Source organism: Sphaerochaeta sp. UBA5849 (assembly GCA_002432715.1).
Taxonomy (GTDB): domain Bacteria; phylum Spirochaetota; class Spirochaetia; order Sphaerochaetales; family Sphaerochaetaceae; genus Sphaerochaeta.
Map to the genome: position 1 here is coordinate 88,364 of DJGJ01000073.1, position 7,401 is coordinate 95,764.

11 protein-coding genes and 1 tRNA gene are annotated in these 7,401 nt (G+C 50.9%); 8 read left to right on the plus strand and 4 right to left on the minus strand.

The window, feature by feature from the left end; genetic code table 11:
• The 4 genes from B3K89_RS13075 to B3K89_RS13090 all read left to right on the plus strand — a co-directional run.
• A partial coding sequence (locus tag B3K89_RS13075; RefSeq protein ID WP_345907523.1) for a lysophospholipid acyltransferase family protein occupies window positions 1-468 on the plus strand: 468 nt, incomplete at its 5' end.
• Window positions 469-470: 2 nt separating this feature from the next.
• Entirely contained in the window at window positions 471-1,214 is a 744-nt protein-coding gene (locus tag B3K89_RS13080; RefSeq protein WP_293896517.1) for a hypothetical protein, read from the plus strand.
• 49 nt (window positions 1,215-1,263) lie between these two features.
• Window positions 1,264-2,232: a Gfo/Idh/MocA family protein gene (locus B3K89_RS13085; RefSeq protein ID WP_293896520.1), complete on the plus strand. Its 969-nt coding sequence runs from the start codon at window positions 1,264-1,266 to the stop codon at window positions 2,230-2,232.
• A gap of 3 nt (window positions 2,233-2,235) precedes the next feature.
• On the plus strand, window positions 2,236-2,730 hold the full coding sequence (locus tag B3K89_RS13090; protein WP_293896522.1) for a heme-degrading domain-containing protein: 495 nt from the start codon (window positions 2,236-2,238) through the stop codon (window positions 2,728-2,730).
• Here the strand turns inward: B3K89_RS13090 and B3K89_RS13095 are convergent.
• The 3 genes from B3K89_RS13095 to B3K89_RS13105 all read right to left on the minus strand — a co-directional run bounded on the left by B3K89_RS13095 (window position 2,715) and on the right by B3K89_RS13105 (window position 4,345).
• Window positions 2,715-3,296, minus strand: coding sequence for a CYTH domain-containing protein (locus tag B3K89_RS13095; protein WP_293896525.1), 582 nt, complete (start codon window positions 3,294-3,296; stop codon window positions 2,715-2,717). The genes B3K89_RS13090 and B3K89_RS13095 overlap by 16 nt on opposite strands.
• A gap of 1 nt (window position 3,297) precedes the next feature.
• Window positions 3,298-4,074 (minus strand): hypothetical protein, encoded by a 777-nt coding sequence (locus B3K89_RS13100; RefSeq protein ID WP_293896528.1) that lies wholly within the window; start codon window positions 4,072-4,074, stop codon window positions 3,298-3,300.
• A gap of 61 nt (window positions 4,075-4,135) precedes the next feature.
• Window positions 4,136-4,345: a zinc ribbon domain-containing protein gene (locus tag B3K89_RS13105; protein ID WP_293896531.1), complete on the minus strand. Its 210-nt coding sequence runs from the start codon at window positions 4,343-4,345 to the stop codon at window positions 4,136-4,138.
• A 97-nt stretch (window positions 4,346-4,442) separates the two neighbouring features.
• Between B3K89_RS13105 and B3K89_RS13110 the strand changes: the two genes are divergently transcribed.
• Window positions 4,443-4,515, plus strand: a tRNA-Met gene (locus tag B3K89_RS13110).
• Between the two features lies 1 nt (window position 4,516).
• Here the strand turns inward: B3K89_RS13110 and B3K89_RS13115 are convergent.
• Entirely contained in the window at window positions 4,517-4,894 is a 378-nt protein-coding gene (locus tag B3K89_RS13115; RefSeq protein ID WP_345907524.1) for a hypothetical protein, read from the minus strand.
• A 74-nt stretch (window positions 4,895-4,968) separates the two neighbouring features.
• Between B3K89_RS13115 and thpR the strand changes: the two genes are divergently transcribed.
• The 3 genes from thpR to B3K89_RS13130 are packed head-to-tail and all read left to right on the plus strand — an operon-like array spanning window position 4,969 to window position 7,185.
• Window positions 4,969-5,490, plus strand: a complete 522-nt coding sequence (gene thpR, locus B3K89_RS13120; protein ID WP_293896537.1) for an RNA 2',3'-cyclic phosphodiesterase — start codon at window positions 4,969-4,971, stop codon at window positions 5,488-5,490.
• Between the two features lie 50 nt (window positions 5,491-5,540).
• Window positions 5,541-6,314: a class I SAM-dependent methyltransferase gene (locus B3K89_RS13125; RefSeq protein ID WP_293896540.1), complete on the plus strand. Its 774-nt coding sequence runs from the start codon at window positions 5,541-5,543 to the stop codon at window positions 6,312-6,314.
• Window positions 6,315-6,357: 43 nt separating this feature from the next.
• A complete protein-coding gene (locus B3K89_RS13130) occupies window positions 6,358-7,185 on the plus strand; it encodes a tetratricopeptide repeat protein (RefSeq protein ID WP_293896543.1) in 828 nt (275 codons plus the stop codon).
• Window positions 7,186-7,401 lie beyond the last annotated feature (216 nt).

Below are 7,401 nucleotides of genomic sequence, written 5' to 3' on the forward strand. Positions count from 1 at the left end.
GGTTTCGGGATTCCTGTTGTAGGGTCGTTCCTAGGATGGACTGAACAGATTCCGGCTCTCACCAAGGAAGATCGCAAACAGGTGGTTGCAAAGGCGGTATCATACCTGCAAAAAGGAGAGAGTGTGTACATTTTCCCCGAAGGCGGATTGAACACCCAAGAGACCTTGATGGCTTTCAAACGGGGCATCGCAGAGATATACCTTTCCCATCCCTGCCCTGTCATCCCCATCGGGCTCATCGCCCCCAAGCGACGGGTGAAAAACAAGATGAGCAGGACTGCCGGCAGAACCATGACGGTGGTAAGCCGCAACTACTATGCAAATATCGGAAAACCGATGGAGTTCAAAGCGGCTCTTTCGTTGGCCGAGGTGGACCGAGACAAGGCTTGTCAGAGCATTCTTGATGAGCTTGGCATACGAATCGAAGCCTTGATTCGAGAAATCAAGACCGACAAATTCTGGAGTTGACCATGGAAGACCTACAACGCGCATTTTCCGAATTCAAGACCCAGGTGCAGGAGATTGCCGAGCATGCAGATTCGGTACAGAAGCTGAGCTTCAAGGCGGAGTTGAAGAACGGTACTTCGTTCCGTTTCAACTACAACGCCGATTCCTTCGGTCCCAAGCAAGCCTACCATCCGAATTCTGTTTTCAACGGCATTGTAGACTGTGTTTCCGCCTTTATCGCCATTTGGCTGGTTTCCCTCTTCACGGTGCGGATGCTGAAGGCCGACAGGGTTGAGCTCTCCTTGATACTTTCCTTCTCGTTCATGGTTGCCGTCTTTGTGTTCTCCGCCCTCTATCACTTCATGCACCGAGAGAAGAAAAGCTGTCTGGTATTCTACAATCTCAAGGAGATTTCCAAAATACTGGCATTGGCATTTATCAACCTCACCATCGCCACCTTCTTTGACGCCGGCAAACTGCAAATCACCCAATCGCTCTCCTTGGCTCTGGTTGCCTTGAGCCTCCTTTTCCTCGTAGGAAGAACCCAACTTTCCCTGCAGGTAAGTCTTGCCCTTGCCGCCATGCTTCCCCTGCTTTCCCTCATCGCATCCCAGTCGCTTGAGAGTGTGATCCGCACCCTGCTCTTCAGCCTCTGGTCGCTGGTTGCCCTGGTGAGCAAACCACAATCGCGCATGCGGACCACTTCGATTTTTGCCTTGGTCGGCCTCCTCTCCCTTGCAACTCAACTGAATGCCGTGATGATTTGACTTTTCAAGACCCTCTGTTGCGCCTATACTGGAACGCAGGAGGAGCCATATGAAACTAGGAATACTGGGAGCAGGCAATATTGCTCGCAAGATGGCCGCTACGGTTAATGAAATGGAACATGTCGAGGCGCATGCGGTTGCATCCCGCGATTTGCAGAAGGCACGCGAGTTTGCCCAAAAATGGAATGTGCGCAAGGCGTATGGATCCTATGAGGAGATGCTCAGCGACCCCGAGATTGATTTGGTGTACGTCTGTACTCCCCATTCCCTGCATTTTGAGCATATGATGATGTGCCTTGACAAAGGCAAGCATGTTTTGTGCGAAAAGTCTTTCACCATGAACGCCGAGCAGGCCAGGAAGGTCCTTGCCTACGGCAGGGAGAAAAAATTGCTCGTCGCTGAAGCAATTTGGACAAGGTATCTGCCCATGCGCCTGGTGCTCGATCAGATTTTGGAGCGGAGGGTCATCGGAGAGCCGCATGCACTGACGGCCAATTTGTGTTATCCGGTCAAGGGTGTCAAGCGTTTGACCGATCCCGCCCTCGCCGGCGGAGCCCTGCTGGATGTGGGCGTCTATCCGATCAACTTTGCAATGATGGTGTTCGGCAACAACATCGAGAGCATTGAATCGAGTTGCATCAAGACCGACAGCGGAGTGGATGAATCCAACTCCATCACCCTCACCTTCAAGGGGGATAAGATGGCCGTATTGCACTCCTCCATGGTCAGCACCTCGGACCGTCGTGGAGCCATCTTCGGCACCAGGGGGTTCATCGAGTTCTTGAATATCAACAACTGCGAGGGAATCAACGTATACGACAAGGAATACAATCTGGTGGAGACCTACAAACCCTTCAAATTTATCACCGGTTTCGAACATCAGGTTGAAGCATGCCGCAAGGCGATCGAGGAAGGAGCGCTTGAGTGCAAGCAGATGCCTCACAGCGAAATCATCAAAGTCATGGAAGTGATGGATACACTGCGCTCACAGTGGGGTATCCGCTTCCCAGGAGAGTGAGAGATGGAATTGGAAGAGAGAATGGCGATCTTGGTGGCACAGGAAGAACTGCTCACATTTGAGACGTTCACCTGCGAGGATGCATGGGAACTGGGGAAAATCTTTGTTGCCGATGCAATGGATAATGATTTGAAGATTGCCATCTCCATCAAGGCACTGAGTGGAAAGACACTGTTCCATTATGCCCTTGAGGGAACCAATCTGGGCAACGACGGGTGGATCGACCGCAAATTCCGTACCGTCCAGCATTTTGAGATGAGCACCCTTCGCTACTCACTGTTTCTCAAGAAGCGGGGGGCAACCCTTGCCGATCGCGGATTGGACCCCTCTCAATTTGTGGCATGCGGTGGTGGCTTCCCGATTTTCGTCGAGGGAGTCGGTTGTGTCGCAGCCGCCATGGTCTCAGGCCTCAGGGACGTCGAGGACCATGAAGTTTTGATTCGTTGCATCAGCAAGTATTTGCTGGTCGACGATGTCCCGCGTTATCCGATCGACTGAGCCTTGAGCAGGTGCGTGTAGTACCTGCTTTCAATGTCGGCTTGGTCTAGTCCCAGCCTATGCAGCATTTCCATCAGGAAGGTCCTCGCTATGGGGACCTTCTTTTCCTCTTCAAGGATGAACTCCATCTCCAAGAACCAACCAAGCGGAGGGACTTCGACCAGTTCCAGATGCAATAGAGGAAGGTCATCGGAAACTTGATAGGAGTAGGCATATCCCCTTTTGGTTTTTCGAATATGGACTTCATATCCGAGGGACAGGCAGAATGCATGTGCATTCTCAAACTGGCTGTCGCTTGCTGTGAACTCCAGCTCCTGATTAACCTCGATGCCGTCCTTGAGTGTCTTGTATTTTCTGGTGAAAACCAGTTGGCCCGACAAAGCAGAAAAGGAAGGGCCGATGCTCTCTCTTCTGAGCCTGAAAAGAGCGTCCTCGCCCGGGGTGCAGTAGTAGACATCCTCTTTGATCTCGCAAAGAGGTGCAGAGACGCCGTCCAGTCCATCAAGCCTGCATTTCATCTTCGCTTGGTCATGCACATGGGCTTTCAGCTCAACCTCATAGGACATGTCAGTCCTTCCAGGGGAAAATCATGTTTTTCAATGAGCGATGACCGACACATTCGCGTTCCTCATACAGCAGTTCGTCCCAAGGCAGGTGTTTTCTGTCAGCATCCGCATGCTCTTCCAAATAGTCATACTTGAGCATCAAAAGCTTCACCGCATCACTGGAAGCAAGGTACATGCCGGTAATACCGGGAGCGAGACCTGCCAGCAACGCCGAGAAAACCAGAGTAACCACCTGATATACAGCAAAGAAGAGGGTGAAGAAGAGATTGTCGAATACGATGATGAAACTCTTCTTCAGCGTTTTCGTCGGCCTGTCGCCTTGCATGAGAAAGAACAAGGGAAAGTAGTAGAACAGTGCGAACATCAAGCCCATGAAGAGCCAGAACAGCAGGACACTGAGCAACATGCCGATTGCATTTCCGTAACTGAGGTAGAACGGAATGACAAACATGATGAGGGTGGCATCGAGCACGATCAAGAGCCAGTACAACAGGGCATGGCGCCACGACTCCCTGATCCCCCGCTTGAAGCCTTCCCAGCCGGGTCGTTCATACTTGGCATAGGCGTGCGTCGAAGCGGCAGCTCCCGCACTGTAGAAGGCGAACAACCCTGCACTGGCCAAAAGAGTGAGCAAACCGAGAGCTCCATTGGTGCCAAAGAGCGACATGCCGCCCATGAAGGCAAGCAGAATCAAGAGAAAACCCAAGTTGATCACAACCATCGAAATGAGGTTGTCCCAGCCGTCGAAAAACGCTTTTTTCAGAAAGAATCCAGTCATGCTACAAGAGTACTCATACACGGGCTTGAAAGCAAGAGGGTTTGGAGAAGAGCTTCGCTATTCAATTGGTCAAGAAATCGAGGATGTCCCAGCCAGGCTGTTCACTCTGCTTGTACAGTTCGGTATACCCGCACTGTTTGCAGGTGATGGTAACAAACCGTTTGTTCTGCACATCGAAAATCTTGGCAAAATTGCCTCCGGTAGCCTGGAAGCGGTCGCTTTCATAGTGGGTGCAACCGCATTTGGGACACACATACTGTTGTTTTTCCATGGACTCTACTTTACCATGAAAAAGCCGCAGATAAAAAGAGGGTAAAAACCCTCTTGACTAAACCAAACACCATTGGCTATAGTGCAAGAGTTGTTACGGCGGCATAGCTCAGTTGGTAGAGCAAACGGCTCATATCCGTTCGGTCAGGGGTCCAAGTCCCTTTGCCGCTAATCAGAAGGCCTCCTTGGAATTCCAAGGAGGCCTTCTCTTTCTCAAGCCAGATTCCTGACTGAATGCACCATCGGACATGCGTGAACTTCCACAGTGATTTGCAGTTGCAGGATGTGGACGAACAGAGTCCTGTGGAGGCAGAGCGGGCGAGGTGGAGCCTTCTGTATTGAATTCGGTTTGATGCTCCAAACCATACGCAAGAATATCGGGATAGGCGTCCTTTCCGAAATCACGGTAGTGTGCCTCAAGCAGGACACAGCCCTGCAACGCTTGCCTGCGGTCGGTGGTAGCTTCTACGGTGAAGGGTAGCCGGTGTTCCTTGATAAAAACAGACGCCCTAACATACGCACTGAGCGCTTCCAGCTCCAATGAGTACAATTTGCATTCTGTTCAATCTCCTCTTGTAGTACTATAGTATGGTTTTCCCGATCACGAAAGCCTATACTGCTGCCATGAGAATCTTCTATGCGCTTACCTTTGATGAGAAGACGCTGGACACAATTTGTGCCATCCAGGACAGCATCGAAGTGCTGCTTGACAAGGGTCGAAGAACCGCCCGGCCCAATCTGCACCTTACACTGAGTTTTTTGGGCGAGCAGGATCCTCTCTTGCTGCCTCTTTTCAAAGAGGTATTGGATAGGCTTCCCGGCAACCCGATTTGCCTGCAGTTTACGCATCTCGGACACTTTGACAAGGCTGGAGGAAGCATCCTTTGGCTGGGAATGAAACACAATACCGACATTCAGGCAATCCAGGAGATGTTGGTCAAGGACCTCAGGCGCAACGGCATCAGTTTCTCCGATACTCCGTTTAACGCCCATGTGACCCTGTTTCGCAATGCCCGCATTGCAGAACTTCCTTTTTTGTCGGCCTTCCGCGGCAACGCACAGGCATTGCACCTGATGCACTCCCATCAGGTCCATTCAGTTCTCACCTATACGCCTCTGGCTTCTAACTTTTTATCAGAAAACTAGTTGGATTTGGCTTCATTGCATCGATTTTGTTTGTATGCTATGGTCAGGCCATGGATACCTATGTAGAGCAGAATGCACAAGCCTGGGATTGGGAGGTCGGTCGCCGCAATATCTGGACCGATGGTTGCACACAAGAGCAGATCGAGAAGGCACGCAAAGGAGAACTCGATATGGTCCTCTCCCCATTCAAGAAAGTGCCCTCATCCTGGGTCGCCGACATCAAAGGAAAACGCGTCTTGGCATTGGCATCGGGAGGCGGGCAGCAGGCTGTGTTGCTGAGCCTTGCCGGAGCAGAGGTGACCGTATTCGATATATCCAGGAAGCAGCTTGCCCAGGATGCCTCCTTTGCAGAAAAACTCGGCCTGTCACTTACGTTGGTACGTGGAGACATGAGGGACCTTTCATGTTTCGAGGATGCAGCATTCGACATGATTTTCAATCCAACCTCATCCTGTTTCATCGATGATGTAAAGGCCATGTACAGACACTGCTACCGGATTCTGAAAAAGGGGGGCAGTTTTCTCACCTCGATAACCAATCCTGTTCTGTATATGTTTGACGAGAAACGCGCCATGAAGAACAAGCTTCGCGTCAAATACACCCTTCCCTACTCCGATTTGACCAGCCTCGGCAGCAAAGAGCTGCAAAAACGAATGAAACAACACGATACGGTGGAGTTCAGTCATACCCTGGAGGATCTTTTGGGCGGAGTGACCGATTGCGGTTTCTGTATCACCGACCTCTATACCGATACCGCAGGGTGCATGATGATGGATAGCTTCATCCATGACTGCTACATTGCCATCAGAGCACGGAAAACCTGAGAAAAGCTTGTTGCTTGGCCGTCAAGCTGTGTATACTGGTTATATGGAAAACTATTTCGCACGACTATTATTGACCAGCGAGCTTGATGATCCGATCTACTTTGCCAAGATCCATCAGCAGATTGCTGATCTTGAGAAGCAACGCATCGCCCATTTCAATGTCCATGGGCCGATGAATGCCGAGTATGTCGTACTGATGAGTGAATTGAATATGGCGTATCTGCAAGCTCGGGACACCTCCAGCGAGTTGGAGATCGCCCAGCAGATTTATCAGACCAGCCAAAACCTCTATGGTGATGAAGACGAACGAACCTTGGAGGCCTTGATTGCCTTGGGACTCTCCTACCTTGACGATGGGCAGAGCGAGATGGCGCAGGGCATCGCTACATCCCTGCTTTCGTTGAACTGGTCCGAGGAGAACGGGCCCGCTTATGACCTGTATATCGATGTACTCTGTTTCCAGGCTGACATCCAGCACAACAAGGAACTGTATCCCCAGGAATTAGTTATCAGAAAACATGTCTTCTCCCTGCTTGAGGAGTTGTCGGGATCGGTCTCCAGCCAGGCGATCATGGCGCGGTGCGCCCTCGCCTTCTGTTTGGAGAAAATGAAACGGTACAAGCAAGCACTCGATCACTATCAGGTTGTTCGCTCATACTTGGACAGTGATGAACAGTTTGCCACCGAGGCTGAAAAAATCGGGCTTTTGGTGCATATCGGGCGCTGTTACCGCAAACTGGGGAATTTTGATGATGCGGTGGTTCTCTATCACTGGGCTCACAAGCAGGCTGACAAACTCTTCGGGCCCGCCTCTTCCTTGGCCCAGAAAATGAAAAAACTCGTCGGGGTCATCGACGGGGTAAACCAATAATTCCTACTACTATCATAGGTATTGACCAAATTCCTCTGTTTGTGTACTACTTAAGCCGTGTCAGACGAACGTATGATACGCTTTGCAGCGCCAAATCTTGCATCGCTGAAGGTGGGCAGCCTTATCAGCTGCAGGACTACCGATTTCGATGGATTGCTGCAAGCTGTAACACAATGGAATGCCAGACTGAATCCCAAGGGAGTGGAAGAGACCCTT

Coding starts and splice junctions, on each gene's coding strand:
- B3K89_RS13080 (WP_293896517.1), top strand. CDS start 471: ATGGAAGACCTACAACGCGCATTTTCCGAATTCAAGACCCAGGTGCAG.
- B3K89_RS13085 (WP_293896520.1), top strand. CDS start 1,264: ATGAAACTAGGAATACTGGGAGCAGGCAATATTGCTCGCAAGATGGCC.
- B3K89_RS13090 (WP_293896522.1), top strand. CDS start 2,236: ATGGAATTGGAAGAGAGAATGGCGATCTTGGTGGCACAGGAAGAACTG.
- B3K89_RS13095 (WP_293896525.1), bottom strand. CDS start 3,296: ATGTCCTATGAGGTTGAGCTGAAAGCCCATGTGCATGACCAAGCGAAG.
- B3K89_RS13100 (WP_293896528.1), bottom strand. CDS start 4,074: ATGACTGGATTCTTTCTGAAAAAAGCGTTTTTCGACGGCTGGGACAAC.
- B3K89_RS13105 (WP_293896531.1), bottom strand. CDS start 4,345: ATGGAAAAACAACAGTATGTGTGTCCCAAATGCGGTTGCACCCACTAT.
- thpR (WP_293896537.1), top strand. CDS start 4,969: ATGAGAATCTTCTATGCGCTTACCTTTGATGAGAAGACGCTGGACACA.
- B3K89_RS13125 (WP_293896540.1), top strand. CDS start 5,541: ATGGATACCTATGTAGAGCAGAATGCACAAGCCTGGGATTGGGAGGTC.
- B3K89_RS13130 (WP_293896543.1), top strand. CDS start 6,358: ATGGAAAACTATTTCGCACGACTATTATTGACCAGCGAGCTTGATGAT.